This window comes from Anabaena sp. UHCC 0253 (assembly GCF_009712085.1).
Classification (GTDB): Bacteria; Cyanobacteriota; Cyanobacteriia; order Cyanobacteriales; family Nostocaceae; genus Dolichospermum.
Genome location: NZ_VILD01000008.1, coordinates 173,753 through 189,804, shown reverse-complemented (window position 1 = coordinate 189,804; position 16,052 = coordinate 173,753). Strand labels below are relative to the sequence as shown.

14 protein-coding genes and 1 tRNA gene are annotated in these 16,052 nt (G+C 38.8%); 7 read left to right on the top strand and 8 right to left on the bottom strand.

The window, feature by feature from the left end:
- Nucleotides 1-164: 164 nt before the first annotated feature.
- The gene (gene ntcA / locus FJR38_RS20925) at nt 165-836 is read right to left on the bottom strand and encodes a global nitrogen regulator NtcA (protein ID WP_027401174.1); all 672 of its coding nucleotides are present in this window, start codon (nt 834-836) and stop codon (nt 165-167) included.
- A 374-nt stretch (nt 837-1,210) separates the two neighbouring features.
- Between ntcA and fabI the strand changes: the two genes are divergently transcribed.
- The 4 genes from fabI (at nt 1,211) to FJR38_RS20905 (ending at nt 5,708) form a co-directional block, all read left to right on the top strand.
- Nucleotides 1,211-1,987: an enoyl-ACP reductase FabI gene (gene fabI / locus FJR38_RS20920; protein WP_168491851.1), complete on the top strand. Its 777-nt coding sequence runs from the start codon at nt 1,211-1,213 to the stop codon at nt 1,985-1,987.
- Between the two features lie 81 nt (nt 1,988-2,068).
- Nucleotides 2,069-2,674, top strand: a complete 606-nt coding sequence (gene hisB, locus FJR38_RS20915) for an imidazoleglycerol-phosphate dehydratase HisB (protein ID WP_168539177.1) — start codon at nt 2,069-2,071, stop codon at nt 2,672-2,674.
- Nucleotides 2,675-2,739: 65 nt separating this feature from the next.
- A complete protein-coding gene (locus FJR38_RS20910) occupies nt 2,740-3,723 on the top strand; it encodes an ABC transporter ATP-binding protein (protein ID WP_168539175.1) in 984 nt (327 codons plus the stop codon).
- 551 nt (nt 3,724-4,274) lie between these two features.
- Nucleotides 4,275-5,708 (top strand): polysaccharide biosynthesis/export family protein, encoded by a 1,434-nt coding sequence (locus FJR38_RS20905; protein WP_168491857.1) that lies wholly within the window; start codon nt 4,275-4,277, stop codon nt 5,706-5,708.
- A gap of 303 nt (nt 5,709-6,011) precedes the next feature.
- Here the strand turns inward: FJR38_RS20905 and FJR38_RS20900 are convergent, their stop codons facing one another.
- The 4 genes from FJR38_RS20900 to FJR38_RS20885 all read right to left on the bottom strand — a co-directional run bounded on the left by FJR38_RS20900 (nt 6,012) and on the right by FJR38_RS20885 (nt 9,284).
- Nucleotides 6,012-6,539 carry a hypothetical protein gene (locus tag FJR38_RS20900; protein ID WP_168491859.1) on the bottom strand — a complete coding sequence of 176 codons (528 nt, stop codon included), beginning with the start codon at nt 6,537-6,539 and terminating at the stop codon, nt 6,012-6,014.
- A 37-nt stretch (nt 6,540-6,576) separates the two neighbouring features.
- A complete protein-coding gene (locus FJR38_RS20895) occupies nt 6,577-7,983 on the bottom strand; it encodes an ATP-binding protein (protein WP_168491861.1) in 1,407 nt (468 codons plus the stop codon).
- A 228-nt stretch (nt 7,984-8,211) separates the two neighbouring features.
- A tRNA-Ser gene (locus FJR38_RS20890) sits at nt 8,212-8,296 on the bottom strand.
- A 58-nt stretch (nt 8,297-8,354) separates the two neighbouring features.
- A complete protein-coding gene (locus tag FJR38_RS20885) occupies nt 8,355-9,284 on the bottom strand; it encodes a TIGR04168 family protein (protein WP_168539173.1) in 930 nt (309 codons plus the stop codon).
- A 151-nt stretch (nt 9,285-9,435) separates the two neighbouring features.
- Here FJR38_RS20885 and nadA point away from each other — a divergent pair, with 151 nt between their 5' ends.
- Nucleotides 9,436-10,401, top strand: a complete 966-nt coding sequence (nadA, locus tag FJR38_RS20880; protein WP_168539171.1) for a quinolinate synthase NadA — start codon at nt 9,436-9,438, stop codon at nt 10,399-10,401.
- A 69-nt stretch (nt 10,402-10,470) separates the two neighbouring features.
- On the opposite strand, the gene FJR38_RS20875 is transcribed toward nadA, so the two are convergent.
- Together FJR38_RS20875 and dnaK are read right to left on the bottom strand one after the other, a co-directional pair.
- On the bottom strand, nt 10,471-11,463 hold the full coding sequence (locus FJR38_RS20875) for a DnaJ C-terminal domain-containing protein (RefSeq protein WP_168491867.1): 993 nt from the start codon (nt 11,461-11,463) through the stop codon (nt 10,471-10,473).
- Nucleotides 11,464-11,604: 141 nt separating this feature from the next.
- A complete protein-coding gene (gene dnaK, locus FJR38_RS20870; RefSeq protein ID WP_168539169.1) occupies nt 11,605-13,662 on the bottom strand; it encodes a molecular chaperone DnaK in 2,058 nt (685 codons plus the stop codon).
- 269 nt (nt 13,663-13,931) lie between these two features.
- On the opposite strand from dnaK, the gene FJR38_RS20865 reads away from it, so the two are divergent.
- A complete protein-coding gene (locus FJR38_RS20865) occupies nt 13,932-14,780 on the top strand; it encodes a M28 family peptidase (RefSeq protein ID WP_168539167.1) in 849 nt (282 codons plus the stop codon).
- A gap of 29 nt (nt 14,781-14,809) precedes the next feature.
- Complete coding sequence (locus FJR38_RS20860) at nt 14,810-15,100, top strand: hypothetical protein (RefSeq protein WP_168491879.1); 291 nt, start codon at nt 14,810-14,812, stop codon at nt 15,098-15,100.
- A 196-nt stretch (nt 15,101-15,296) separates the two neighbouring features.
- On the opposite strand, the gene FJR38_RS20855 is transcribed toward FJR38_RS20860, so the two are convergent.
- A partial coding sequence (locus FJR38_RS20855; protein WP_305765072.1) for a Clp protease N-terminal domain-containing protein occupies nt 15,297-16,052 on the bottom strand: 756 nt, incomplete at its 5' end.

The following is a 16,052-nucleotide window of genomic DNA, read 5'->3' as shown; positions in this document are numbered from 1 at the left end:
GTCTGTGGGTAAATGGAGTTAGCCAAAAGTAGAAATTATGCAATTTTTAGATTTTCCTCCAAATTATCGGTTCACTCTTGACGGTATTTACTCTACTTGGGAAGATCCCAAAACTGCACTACCTCGAAAATAGAACCTGTACTAACTCCATTTCCCCATCACCTTTAGGTAAATTGCTTACTTAAAGCAACAGGTTTATGCACAGTAATCTTCTTTTTATGAATTGAAATCATTTTTTTCTCGCGTAAATCGCCTAGTAATCTAGTGACAGTCACGCGAGTAGAGCCAATTGCTTCCGCGATCGCCTGATGGGATAACTTCAGATCAATGGTAATGCCATCAGCGCAAGGAACGCCAAAATCTCGACAGAGAATTAACAGAAAACTAATTAACCGTGAACCCATGTCTCGGTGAGCCAGAGTTTCGATCATCATCTCTGTTTGCAGAATCCGCGAAGATAGCCCTCGCAGCATTAACATTGATAATTCTGGATTTTCCTTCAGTGCCTGCTCAACTTGTTCAATTGGCGCTGAAAGCAATTCTACAGTAGTAAATGCCACTGCATGATAGAATCGATCAGACTTATTGCCTGTCAGCAGCGACAGCACACCAAAAACGCTATTTTCCCGGAGCAGAGCTACCGTTATTTCTTCTCCTGCCTCATACACCCTCGACAGTTTCACCGCACCCTTAAGAAGAAAATAAACTCGTTCGGCAGGATCTCCCGGAAAAAAGATCGTCTTATTGCGTTCAAACGTTTCCACAACCGGAGGAAATGCCCCGGTTGCCATCTGACGAAAAACATTTGCTAGGGCTTTGTCTTGTGTCACGATCATCTCCCTTCCCCTACCCAATGCCAGAAAAACAAAAACTGATTACCTAAGAATACACCTGAAAAATCAATAAAGCACCGTTAACCTTTCTGTTTTTTCCTATACTCAAATCCATAATTCTTAGTCATTCGTTTATTATGATACATAATTATTGTTCCGTTTAGCTAGTAATTATTGATAAGTAGTTTCCCCAATTCTAGTGAAAAGGTGAACCTAAGAAGCTTGGCGATTTCTTGAGAATATTTGCAAACATGGTCATAATTTCCGGGGTCTTACTGCCCAAACTTGCAGCATTTTCAAAAATCCCTAGCCTAACAAAGTCAAACTAGGCTCACATTCTAGTATGCTCCTAATGATGAATTACATTAGCAACTTCTATGCTGAATCTGTCTGGAAAAAATGCCCTGGTTACAGGTATTGCCAATAACCGATCAATTGCTTGGGGAATAGCTCAACAACTGCACAAAGCAGGGGCTAATTTGGGCATTACCTACTTGCCAGATGACAAGGGTAAAATGGAAAAAAAAGTTTCTGAATTGGTAGAACCTCTTGCTCCTAGTCTATTTTTGCCCTGCAATGTCGAAAATGACGAGCAAATTCAATCTACTTTTGAAACCATCCGGCAAGAATGGGGGAAAATAGATATTTTAGTTCATTGTTTGGCCTTTGCTAACAGAGACGATTTGACTGGTGGTTTTAGTCAAACTTCCCGTTCTGGTTTCAAAACAGCTTTAGAAATTAGCACTTATTCACTTGTTCAGTTAAGCGGTGCAGCTAAACCTTTAATGACTGAAGGTGGAAGTATTATTACTCTTACATATTTGGGGGCAGTTCGCGCCATTCCTAACTATAATGTTATGGGTGTGGCTAAAGCTGGCTTAGAAGCCAGTGTTCGTTACTTGGCCGCAGAACTTGGACCTGATAATATTCGCGTCAATGGCATTTCAGCAGGACCCATCCGCACCTTAGCATCTTCTGCTGTAGGCGGAATTTTGGATATGATTCATCATGTTGAACAAGTAGCTCCCCTCCGTCGCACCGTTACTCAACTAGAAGTAGGTAATACTGCGGCTTTTTTATGTAGCGATTTAGCAAGCGGTATTACTGGACAAATCCTGTATGTAGATGCAGGATATGAAATCATGGGGATGTAATAAGATTTAATAATTGATAATTGACAATTGACAATTGACAATTATCAATTGCTTGCTAGTCCCTTTTCCCTCTTATGACAAATGACTAATCACCAAACTCCTCGAATAGCTTCAGTTCACCGTACTACTGGTGAAACAGATGTTCATGTCACCATTAATTTAGATGGTACAGGGATATGCAAAGTCTCGACAGGCATTCCCTTTTTAGATCATATGCTCCATCAAATCGCCTCTCATGGGTTATTTGACTTGGATATTCAAGCTAAAGGTGATTGGGAAATTGATGATCACCACACTAACGAAGATGTGGGGATTACCTTGGGACAAGCTTTATTTCAAGCTTTGGGTAATAAAAAAGGCATTGTCCGCTTTGGGAATTTTCTTGCTCCCTTAGATGAAGCTTTAGTTCAGGTGGCCTTAGACTTCTCTGGTAGACCTCATTTGAGTTATGGTTTAGAAATTCCTACTCAACGGGTGGGAACTTATGATACACAATTAGTACGAGAGTTTTTTGTAGCATTGGTAAATCACAGCCAAATGACCTTACATATTCGCCAATTGGATGGAATTAATTCCCATCATATTATTGAAGCCACATTTAAAGCCTTTGCTAGAGCCATGCGAATAGCTTTGGAAATTGATCCCCGTCGTGGTTCAACAATTCCTAGTTCTAAAGGTATGTTATAAAAATCATCTGTATCGGTTAATCTGTATTTAGTTCTCAATAGTCAGTAGTTGCTAGTTTCACAACCATGAATTCTGTTGTAGACAACCCCGATTCTCAACAAAATCCCATAGATAAACAACCAGTAGTCCTGACTTCTGAATTGCGAAAAGTCTATCGCACGGGATTTTGGCTCAATCAAAAAGTTGTATCTCTCAAAAACTGTTCTTTACAAGTATACCCAGGAGAAACCTTTGGCTTGTTGGGTCCTAATGGTGCGGGTAAAACCACGCTATTAAAATTGTTGTTGGGAATTATCCGCCCTACATCTGGTCGAGGATTATTATTAGGTAAACCGATAGGCAACGCTAAAGTCAAGCAACATATTGGCTACCTTCCAGAAAATCCCTATTTATACGACTATCTCAGTGGTTGGGAATTTTTGCAGTTAACAGCAGGTTTATTTCAAATTCCTCAAAAGTTACAACGTCAACGCATTCCCCAATTATTGGAATTAGTCGGTTTATCCCAAGCTGATGCTCGCAAAAAGCAAATGCGGCGTTATTCTAAAGGAATGCTTCAGCGTGTGGGCATGGCTCAAGCACTAATTAATGATCCAGACTTAGTTTTTTTAGATGAACCCATGTCTGGACTTGATCCCCTGGGACGTTACCAAATGCGAGAAATTATTCTTTCTCTGAAAGCATCTGGTAAAACCATATTTTTTAATAGTCATGTGTTGAGTGAAGTTGAACAAATATGCGATCGCGTTGCTATCCTTGCTCAAGGAGAATTAATCTGCTCTGGTTCTTTAAATGAACTTTTAGGAAACCAAAACACATACCATGTCAAAGGTAAAGGAGGAGACGGGGAAATCTTGAAAAAATGGATAGCTAGTTTAGAATTTGGGGCTGATGGATCTTGGCAAGGTATACTCCAAGAAGATTACTATGATTTTCTGGCCAGTCTCCGATTAATGGGAGGGAAAATTATCACCATGAATCTATCACGTCAATCTCTAGAAGAGTTTTTTATCCACCAAATTCAAACCCGAAATCATCCCCTCAATTAATTTGATTTCCTAGTAAATAGGCGCAACAACCACAAACTTTTATGGCTTTTACTTTATCTTGATTTGATATTCCTACTAAGTTTGTAATTTAAACAGCATCCTCAATGGAATCTTCATAGATAAATCAGCCATAAGTAGTAATATTATTCCTAACAGTACTGCTATATTTACAAATTAATCTATAATTTGTAACGGTTTCTATTTAGGTAAAAGTAAAAAAACAAAAAACAGAGTTGGAGGTGTAAATATTGAGCAAAAAATCAAATTCTAAATCTCATATTTTAGTGAAAATCTTTTAAACTAAACTGGAAAAATATAACTTCAACTAGTTCTAAAAATTGAAAAGTAAATTGTATCAATCAATAAAAAAATGAATTAACTTCATTGAAAATCCAAAATCAATATTCCCAATCAATAAATCATTTATGTCCGGAAAACTAAAGATTTATTAGAAAATAAAATTGTTGAGCCACTGCGATATTTAAGTATACTCAACATTAAACTGTTTCAACATAACTCTAAATATCATCATCTCCCCATCTCAGGTAAATATGCTTAATAAAGATTTGTGTAAATTTCTCACCCATTCAACTATGGGTTTAGCATTGTTAACAACTGTCAATATTGCTTTACCATCTGCGAGTTTAGCTCAGAAACAACCAGAAAAACTTGCTTCCAGCATGGTTACAGATTACTTATTAGGAGGTGGCGATCTCATTCGTGTCAATGTATTTGAAGTCCCAGAATACACAGGTGAATATCAAATTCCCCCCGGTGGTTCAATTAACCTACCTTTAATTGGTAGTGTACCTGTGCTGGGATTAACCACTGAACAGGCCGCTGATACAATTGCTAAAAGATATGCTCGTTTTCTCAAACGTCCCCTCATTTCCGTCAACTTATTATCACCCCGTCCTATTAATGTATTTGTAGCTGGAGAAGTAACAAGGCCAGGAGCTTACACCCTTAGTCTACAAGGAGGAGCAGGAAACAACCCCGGTGTACAATATCCAACCGTATTAGCAGCACTTACAGTATCCCAAGGGGTAACATTAGCAGCAGATGTAACTCAAGTTCAATTACGCCGCAAAACAGGACGTACTGGAGAGCAAGTAGTCTCTCTTAACTTAAAGGAACTCACCCAAACCGGGAGAATATCTGAGGATATTACCTTACGAGATGGAGACACCATATTTGTCCCTACTGCTGCTAGTTTAAATGTTGCTGAAGCCCGGAATTTATTTGCAGCTAACTTTGCAGCGAGTCAAACTTCACCCCGCACAGTAGTTGTAATTGGTCAAGTTTACCGTCCTGGTTCTTATCTTGTCACCCCTGGGAATGGAGGTGGTGCAGAGGGTGATAGTGCTGGTGGTGGTTTACCAACTGTAATGCGGAGTTTGCAACTAGCTGGGGGAATTACATCACAAGCTGATGTTCGCAAGATCAAATTACGCCGTCCTACCCGCACTGGTACAGAACAAACTATAGATATCAACCTATGGGAATTGCTACAAAGTGGTGATCTCAATCAAGACATCGTAGTCCAAGATGGAGATACGATTATCATCCCTACAGCTACAGAAATTAGTGTTGCTGAAGCCACTCAATTAGCTACCACAACCTTATCACCAACAACGATTGAAGTAGGTGTAGTAGGTGAAGTCAAAAATCCTGGTGCAGTCAAACTACAACCCAATAGCTCTTTAAATCAGGCATTATTAGCAGCAGGTGGTTTCAATGATGGTAGAGCTAGTAGAGGAACTGTAGATTTAATTCGTCTCAACCCCAATGGTACTGTTACCAAACGTCCAGTTCAAGTGGATTTGGCTAAAGGAATTAATGAGGAAACTAATCCTATTCTTCGTAATAATGATGTCGTGGTAGTTGATCGCAACAGTTTAACTAAAACAGGTGATAGAGTTAATACTGTAGCTGGTCCTCTAGGTACTATTTTGGGAATTGTTAGATTATTCTTTGGATTTTAATTTAGTTAAGTCCAAAATTTGGTTTTCTAGGTTTCCAAGCAAAAAATCTAGTAGTCTGTCAAATACATTTTGACGAATAAAGAAGAAACGAACCACGAAGAACGCAAAGAGCGCGAAGGAAGAAGAAAGAAGGAAGATTATTTACCCGTCAATTAATTACTTCTTGACAGACTATTAGTACCCCAGGGTGTAAGTCAATTAACTTTAAGATTATTCATGGGTGCAACTCCCAAGGGGATTTATTAGTAATTGTAACATGATGTAATAAGGGGTGAGGGAAAAGGAAAAATACTTTAGAGTAAATCATCTACCCTTCTTTCCTTTTCCTGGTGGTTGAGGCTTGATATTTCGCAAAAAAGCACCTAAATCTGAATTTTTGCTAATGCGACAGTTACCTTCACCAAACTCAGCCTTTAATTCTTCTTGATACTTTCCCGTTTCTTGAGGTCCAGAAACGTTCGATTTAATATAAGTTTTCGGTGTAAAATTTAATGATGGGTCAACTTTTTTTATAACCTTTCTAAAGTATGTATATGTATTTATAACCTGCTCTTTTGCTGTTTTGATATCACCTCCCTTCAATTCTACAAAACAGATGATCTTTTCATTGTCTTTTGCATAAAATACAATAAGATCACAAATTTTCATACCTTCTCTATCTAATCCTAATAATTTACGAAACTGACAATTAGGATTTGATTTCTCATCTATATGAAAAAATAAAACAGTTTCACCACTTGCTGGTTGTAAACTTACCTCTACTCCATTTTCTTTAAGGCTTGTCTTTCCTGGTAGTAAACAACATGATAACAATAAGGTATTGAAAGGCATTTTAAAATCACTCCTGAATTTAAGATTATAAGAGTGATTATAAAAAAACATGAGCAATGTATTCTGACACTTCCCCAAATGTTCCCCAATCTATCCTACCATCTTCATGTAAAATATTTTTAGCTGTACCATCTTCAAATAAATATACAGAAACTTTTTCTTGAGGAATAAAAGCATCTGTCCTATCTAAACAAAATTTTTCTTTTATACTTTCTTTATTTTCATATTTAGAGGCTTTAATCAAATTAGCTAAATGATCAACAATATAAGAGCTATGGGTTGTAATTAGAACTTTCAAACCTGCTTGAACTAACATTGCTAAAAATTCAATAATTTGTACTTGCGCTGCTGGGTGTAAATTCACTTCTGGTTCATCAATAATTAGTAATTCATTTGGTAAAGCAAAATAACGCAAGCACAAAACTAACGGAGCTAATTCTTTTACCATTGAAGAAGAAACCGCTATTTCTAATTTAATATTTTCTGATGGTTGATAAATAATTTCTTGATCAAAGCTAGAATTTTCAACATTGACTTTTCCTCCCAAAATATCATTTTCTAAAATTTCTGCTAATTTAAGATATTCCAAAACTTCTGGGTAAAGTTGTATTTCTTTTTCTCTTTCTGATGATGTTTTTATATATATACTTTCTAGTGTCAATTTTAAATCTTGTACTGGTATGCTTAATTTTATAGATGAAAGATTTTTTACATTTTCATCAATATCGTCAAAATTTTCAATATCTAAGTAATTTTCAATTTTTGTAGCTGAAGAAAAAAATGGTAAAATCCCTGTTCTTTCTGTAGGAAATATATAAGTTTCTAAATGCAAAAACCTGTGAATTGTTCTAAAAATTAATTTAAGCAAAATCTGCTCAAATGCTCTTCTAGGTAATTTTTTCAAAATATTTTCTTCGGAAACTGAAAGTATATATAAATAAATCTTACTGTCACCTAATTCCTTGAGAATATGTAAAGTATCTTTACTTTGAGTACCAAAAGATAACTGTTGATCTATAAAATCTTTTTTAAGATTATCCAATATTTCTGGTTTAGCTTCTGCTAAATCAAAACTCACTTTCATTTTTTCAAAATCAACACGCTCTGTAGCTAGAAATTTATTCATCCAGCTATGTGCTAAAGAAGAAACATCATTAATGTATGTTTCAATAAACTCTTCAGCAAACTCAATTAAATTAATCCGAACTGTTCCTTCTTGTAAAAATTCCTCAATTGCATTATCTATAATTGGATATCTATACTGAGTTTTTTTATCAAGATAAGCTTGCCAATATCTCTCACATCCATATTCACCTAAAATAGATGCTAAAGTATAAGCTGTCCAAGTTTTCCCAGTTCCATTACCACCAATAAACACAGTCAACGGCTTTAAATCAATTTCTGCTTTTTGAATAACACCTAAGTTAGCAATTTCTATTTTCATGGCAAATTTAATATTAATTAGGGTTAAGAATATACAATTGACTATACCCTGACATTATTTGTAAATTCAGCAAATCATACCTATTACTGAATTACATATCTGAAAGGTTATATCTGGAATCAGAGCAAAGCTGACACTTACCTTACAGTAGATTTAATATTTCCAAACCAAACTCTTAAGCTCTTCTTTGCGACTCTGCGCCTCTGCGTGAGATAAAAACTAAAAAAACGGAGAGGGGGAGATTCGAACTCCCGGAAGCTTTCACCTCACCTGATTTCAAGTCAGGCGCATTCGACCACTCTGCCACCTCTCCAGATTATTTGCCAGAATTGTGAAATACAAAAACTGACAAATAATATCATAACATATAATTACAGAATTGGCACTACTGAAAGAGAAGAATTATAAAAAACTTCCTCAGTAGCGACCTGGAAATCTTTACCTAGCCAAACTAGAGAAGCTTTTGTAACGACACCGCCTTCCAAAGAAACCAGAGAAAAATTCCGTAACTTAATCCCGTCTTCCTGTACAATTCGGGGGACAGTAGCGGCATTTAAGTAAATAGTTCCTTCTGGACTTCTAAATACAGCCTTCCTTTGCACCTTTTTAGTATGGCGAAGTGCGCGGTGCATATGACCAAAAGCGACTAGGGAAACGGTTTTCTTCATGTTGAGACTTTGAGAAATCGCTTCCGCTAAATCAGGATCACCAAAATCACCACCGAGAGGATGCCAATCTTTACCACAGGGGTCTTCAGGGCGATCGCCTAAACCACTTGGTCCATTGTGTCCTAGAAAAATAATATTCTCACAAGTAACACTTTTTACCACTTTGACGATTTTATCTGCGGACTCTTCCATGCTAGAAACACCATAGCGTTCTTGACAGATTTCCGCAAATCGCCATTCCGGTCCACCCCAGGTAAAAGGACGACCACCCACCACAGTTAAATTCCACTGGGGGAAATCCAACTTACCATAACCGACTTGGGTAGATCCTAATAAATCTAACTGTTCCTGTACCCAGTCTTCCTTGGTGCGGTCATAAGGGCATTTTTTGCGTCCCCATTCAGTCGCTGAATACCATGCGTCGTGGTTGCCCATTACCACTGCTTTGGGAATATCCAGGGAAGCGATCGCTTTTACCACTTCCACTGACTCATTCCCGAAATCGCCGACAAATAACACTAAGTCAACACCGAGATGCTGGAGTGCTATGCCGTCTTCTTCTTCCCATTGGTCGTGAACATCGCCAATTACAGCAATTTTGACAGGTTTAGATTGAGTTTTCTGACTGGTCATGCCACTTTAAAAAGCCGTATATCTCCAGGATATGAAACTCCACCGGATTTGGGCATAAATTGCTAAGATCAATCACCAACTATTTTTGGTAAAAACTACTATAATTAAATTAACAAGGTAATCTTATTGTACAATAAAGCAGTTTTTAATTGTGTTTACAACTACACTTACTCAACCAAAATCAGGCATTCTCCCATTAGATTTATTTGCTGCTATTGAGGATCTGAAAACAGAACTGAATGCAGTGATATTAGCCCACTATTATCAAGATCCTGATATTCAAGATATTGCCGACTTTATTGGCGATTCCTTACAATTAGCCAGAGCCGCAGCCAATACCAAAGCAGATGTAATTGTGTTTGCAGGTGTTCACTTTATGGCGGAAACAGCGAAAATCCTCAACCCTGATAAATTGGTCTTGTTACCAGATATTAATGCAGGTTGTTCTTTAGCAGATAGTTGTCCTCCCAAAGAGTTTGCTGCTTTCAAAGCCGCACACCCAGACCATTTAGTAATTTCCTATATTAACTGCTCCGCCGAAATTAAGGCTATGAGCGATATCATCTGTACCAGTTCCAATGCTGTGAAAATTGTTCAGCAAATACCCCCAGAACAGCCGATTATTTTCGCCCCTGATCGCAACTTGGGAAGGTATGTAATCGAACAAACAGGACGGGAAATGCTGTTATGGCAAGGTAGCTGTATTGTCCATGAGACTTTTTCCGAAAAGAAAATAGTGCAGTTAAAAATTACACATCCTCATGCAGAAGCGATCGCTCACCCCGAATGTGAAACCAGTGTCTTACGTCACGCCAGCTATATTGGCTCTACAGCCGCCTTACTCAATTATTGTCAAACCAGCCCTAGCCAAGAATTCATCGTGGCTACAGAGCCGGGAATCATTCACCAGATGCAAAAACTAGCACCTAACAAACACTTTATTCCCGCACCCCCGCAAAGTGATTGTAACTGTAACGAATGTCCATTTATGCGGTTAAATACCTTAGAAAAGCTGTATTTAGCCATGAAAAACCGCACCCCAGAAATTACGTTACCAGAAGAAATCCGCATAGCGGCACTGCGACCAATGCAAAGGATGTTAGAAATGAGTGTGTAGTTAGGTGACAGGTGACAGGTGACAGGTGACAGAAGAAGAATTAGAAGGAGATCAGAATATTCATAAAAACTAAATTAAATCAGCACGAGGTTTAAAAGTTTCTATTTCCCGCAATTTTTCATAAAGTTGTCTTTCTTCATCTGTAAGAGTTTTCGGAGTTACTATCTGAACTTCCACTAATTGATCACCCCGTTGACCATTATCGCCAGGGTAGCCTTTATTACCGAGACGGAATCTTTGTCCAGACCTCACACCAGAGGGAATGGTCATTTTTACTGGACCATCAAGAGTAGGTGCTTCGACTTGTCCACCTAAAACGGCTTCACTAGGAGTCACAGGAACTTGACAGAAGATATTAAAACCTTCCAGCTTAAACAAAGGATGAGGATCAACGGTAATTTTTAAGTATAAATCGCCGCCACTAATGCCTTGATTGCGGAGGCGGATGGTTTGCCCTGTCACCATAGCTGGGGGCATAGTCACTTCGAGCGATCGCCCATCTTCTAAACGTATCCTTTCATTACCACCTTGATAAGCTTTTTCCAAAGGTAGGGTTAGCCTAGCTTCGATATCCCTACGGGTGGTACGAGGTGGAGTATTAACTGTATATGCAACTTTGGTTCTAGGAGTGCGGAAGGGGTCGCTTGTAGTGGTGTTTCCGGTGCTATTTTTCGGTTCTTTGCGGTTGCTGACACCAATTACTTGATTGACAAAACTTTCAAAATCGTTAAATTGGCTGGGGTCTACCTCTTGACTAGAACGACCGTTAGCGCGGCTTTCCCAGCCTTTAGCCTTGGGAGTTTGTTTATTGCCGGCAAAGCCATTTTGTTGCCAATAGCGGCTAAATTGGTCATATTGCGATCGCCTGCTAGGATCGGAAAGAATTTCATAAGCCTCACCGATGGTTTTAAATTTTTCCTCAGCTTCCTTATTTCCTGGATTCAAATCAGGGTGATATTGTCTAGCTAAACGCCGATAAACCTTTTTAATTTCTTCGCTTGTGGCATCTTTAGAAACTCCTAAAATCTCGTAATAATCACGAAAATTCTGCAAATTTTGCATAATCTGTTATTTAAATGTTTGTTGTCAGTTGTCAGTTGTCAGTTGTCAGTTGTGCTTCTACTTATCACTGACACTGCAAATATTGAAAATTAGATTTTAGACCGAAGACAGTGAATCTAAAATCCAAAATCCCAAATCGAATTACAGCCAATCATCGTCATCATCCCAATTATCCTGGTAGCTGGGGCGTTTGCTGCGGGTAGGACGACTTTCATAATTGGGAGAACGACTTTCTCGATTTTCCCTGCCATAATCTCTGCTAGAACCTCGGTTAGATGAGTCTCGTTGCCGATAATTATCTCGATAAACATCCCGTTCTGGTTCTTTTTCTCCCACAAAGATGTCACGGATAGCACCAAATAAATCCTCATCTTCATCCTCAGCATAATACTGACGGACTTCTCGATTCAGTTCATACAGAGCATCTTGTAAATCAGCGTAAGCCTGATCAATTCCCCGATCTTCATCAGCTTGTAAACTTTCCCGTAAATTTCGGCAAATATTATCAATCCGTTGACGACGGTTACGGGCAAATTGCATCCCCATTTCTAAAGCCACTTCTCGTAATTGTCGTTCGGCTTGTAACATTAATGCTTCAGCACGAGTCCGCTTTTCAACTCGTTCTTTCCGTTCTCGATCAACATCAGCATACTTTTGGGCATCCTGAATCATGCGGTTAACTTCCGACTCACTTAAAGTAGAAGCGCCTTGAATGGTAATACTTTGTTCTCTGCCGGTGGTACGATCTAGGGCTGTTACCTGTAAAATCCCATTAGCATCAATATCAAAAGATACTTGAACTTGAGGAATACCCCTTGGTGCGGGAGGAATGCCATACAGTTTAAACCGTCCCAAAGATTTGTTATCTGTGGCCATGTCCCTTTCACCCTGAACCACATTGATTTCTACACTGTTTTGGTTATTTTCAGAAGTTGAAAAGATGTCAGAACGACGCACGGGGATAGTGGTATTCCGCGGGATGAGCTTTTTCATCACACCACCGATGGTTTCTAAGCCCATAGATAGGGGTGTGACATCTAACAGTAGTAGATCCTTGAATTCACCAGCGAGAATACTGCCCTGAATAGCTGCACCGACAGCTACAACTTCATCGGGATTGACGTTTTCACTAGGTTCAATGCCAATTAAGTCTTGAACTAGCTGTTTCACCATGGGCATTCTCGTAGAACCACCAACTAGGACAACTTCTTCAATATCTACAGGAGAAAGTCCGGCATCTTTTAACGCCCGTTTGACTGGTGTTCTTAATCTACTCAGCAAGTCTACACATAAACCTTCAAATTGCGATCGCGTCAACCGAGTTTCTAGGTGTTTTGGTCCGTCCTCTGTGGCAGTGATGAAGGGTAAATTAATATCAGTGATGCTAACGGCAGAAAGCTCAATTTTGGCCTTTTCTGCGGCTTCCATTAACCTTTGCAAAGCTTGGCGATCGCGTCTTAAGTCTACACCTTCTACTTCTAAAAATTGTTCTGCTAACCAATCAACTATCTTTCTGTCAAAATCATTACCACCAAGTTGGGTATCTCCACTTGTAGATTTAACCTCAAATACGCCGTCCCCTACTTCCAAAATAGACACATCAAAAGTTCCACCGCCCAAGTCAAAGACAAGGATAGTTTCCATATCACCCCGATCTAATCCGTAAGCCAAAGATGCCGCTGTCGGTTCATTCAGAATCCGTAATACCTCTAAACCCGCAATCCTACCCGCATCACGAGTAGCTTGACGTTGGGAATCATTAAAATAAGCGGGAACAGTAATTACAGCCCCAGTCACAGGTTCACCCAAATAACGACTAGCATCATCAGCTAGTTTTTTCAGCACCATAGCTGAAATTTCTTCTGGAGAAAATTCCTTATTTAGCCGGGGGCAAGCAACCTTAATATTGCCAATTTCATCTTTACGGATAGTGTAAGGTACACGCTTAGAATCCGGGTTTAATTCGCCATACTTGCGCCCAATAAAGCGTTTCACCGCAAAAAAGGTATTTTGGGGATTTAGAACGGTTTGCCGTCTGGCCATTTGCCCAACCACCCTTTCACCTTCTTTACTAAAACCAACCACGGAGGGGGTTGTTCGCATTCCTTCTGCATTGGCAATCACCACCGGCTTGCCACCCTCCATTACGGCGACTACTGAGTTGGTTGTCCCCAAGTCGATGCCAACTACCTTGCCCATGCGTTACTCGTCTCCTGTTGTGTGTCTTATTAATTTAATATGATAGGCTGGGATTGCCTTCAGCTTGGTGCTAAATCAGGTCAACCGTCCAGTCCAATAGTATAATAGTCATCATTAAATCAAGAATTAGAGGCATTTTAGCTTAACGTGCTACTTGCTAAACTAGGATAGCATTTTAAGTCATTGGTCAGTTGTCATTGGTCATTGGCCAGTTGGAAAGATGAATATTGATCTTTACTCTTATCCATTACACATTATTTTTATCCACTTTGAATTTAAAACAGCGATTACAGAATCACTTGTATGAGATAGCCAGAGAGCGTGATCCCTATATGGCGACTGTAGGGCATTTCTTTGTTCAAGAATACATTCGCCAGCAATTGTCACAATGGGGAAGTGTGGAAACCCACACCTTTCAAGTAGGTGGTAAAAACTGTAAAAACTTGATTTTAAATTTACCTGCCACAACAGCAACCCAAACAGCAGATTTACCACCTATTTTAATTGGCGCTCACTATGATGGTGTTCCTGGTACAGTAGCAGCAGATGATAATGCTACAGGTGTGGCAGTTTTATTAGAATTTGCTCGCAGTTTTACAGAAACCCCCGCTAGATATCCTTTGCGGTTGGTAGCTTTTGATATGGAAGAATATGGGTTACTGGGTAGTGCTGATTATGCAGCCTACTTACGCCAACAAAATCAACCTCTCCGCCTCATGATATCTTTGGAAATGTTGGGATATCGGGATTCTACTCCTGGTTCTCAAAAATACCCATTTCCCCTAGAATTATTTTATCCAAATCGTGGTGATTTTATTGCTCTAATTGGCAATTGGCGAACTTGGGGTGATTTAATTAGTCTGAGCCGCAGTATTGATAAAGCTGGTGTACCTAGTCAATGGCTACCAGCACCAAATCGGGGTTTATTAGTTCCCCAAACTCGTCTAAGTGATCATGCACCTTTTTGGGATCAAGGTTATCCCGCAATGATGATTACAGATACAGCATTTATGCGGAATCCACATTATCATCAGCCAAGTGACACTATTGCCACCTTGGATTTAGATTTTTTAACGGGTATTTGTGAGGGTTTGGAAATGGGAATTAGGGGATTTTAAATGTTAGTAATTTATTGGAGGTAAATTTGATGTTACAAATACAAATTAAATCTGACTCTCCCGACATTGAAAGTGAAAAAAACCTAGTTCAATCAGCTATTGAATCGGAAATTAAAAGCTTACAGCGTTCACTAGCAAAAACTAATAAGTTGTTAAATGAATTTGAAACAAAATATCACGTCTCATCTGAGCATTTTTTCACTGATTGGACAGCAGAAGACCTAGAAGGAGGAGACGAAGAATATGTAAGTTGGGCTGGGGAGATTAAAATAAAGAATAAATTAACTAATTATTTGCAAAAATTAGAAGCAATAGCATAAGTTACTCAACAATTACCAAGCTAATATTCTTGTCTGAATCAGGATGTCCAGGATTTAAGGATTAACAGGATTAAAACTTCTTTCGTTCGGCAATTCAGACGTTTCTGCCGTAAATAAGCGATTCCTACAGAGTGCTTCGCGATCGCCTAAACAATCATTTCCTCAATTTTGTAAGAGGCGATCGCACTGATTCCCCTTAAAATCCTAAGATTGCTTTCACGGAGTCAATTAATGGTTTTGCTGAACCAAAGAGACTTGAAACTTTCCCAATAATCGCAGATAAGGCATCTAAGGCAGTATCGGCATTTTCGCGCAATGTCAAATCGTTTTGCTTGCTTCCCAGCTTTCCGATGGCATCAATATATTTCAGTGCCTTGGCTTTGTCTTTGTCATCCAATCCATTGTCTTCAGAATTAATAGAAAACTGTAGTTGCTTCAGCAAATCGGCTAATTCTGAGGTGTTTGCTTCTTTTGACTCTTGTAATTGATTGATGGTGTTAGAGACGTTACCCGAAATTTCTCCGAGGTTGATAACAGAACCGCTAATGTCCCTACCTGCTTGAATATTTATTGATTTTTCAGACACAATTTCTCCTCCATTATTAACAAGGTTTTCGATATATACGTTCGAGTTTTTGGATGTGTATAATCCTCCAGCAAGGAGATTGTCAAGCCTTTTACGAAGTGACAATGCGTGTGTTCCTAGTTCTTCTAAAAAATCTACAAATTCCAAACCTCCAGTCTCAAGTAATCCTAACAAAATGTGTTCAGGATTAACATGATTATGATTAAGTCTTTGAGATTCCTCCACTGCTACCCTTAACGCATCAAGTGATTCATCAGAAAAGTTAATGTCAGATACATTTCTGACAAATATATGCTCAAAGATTTCCCAAGTTTCAGAGGCTATTCGACTTTTCAGTAAGCTAATTTGGGTGCTAATTTGGTTTTT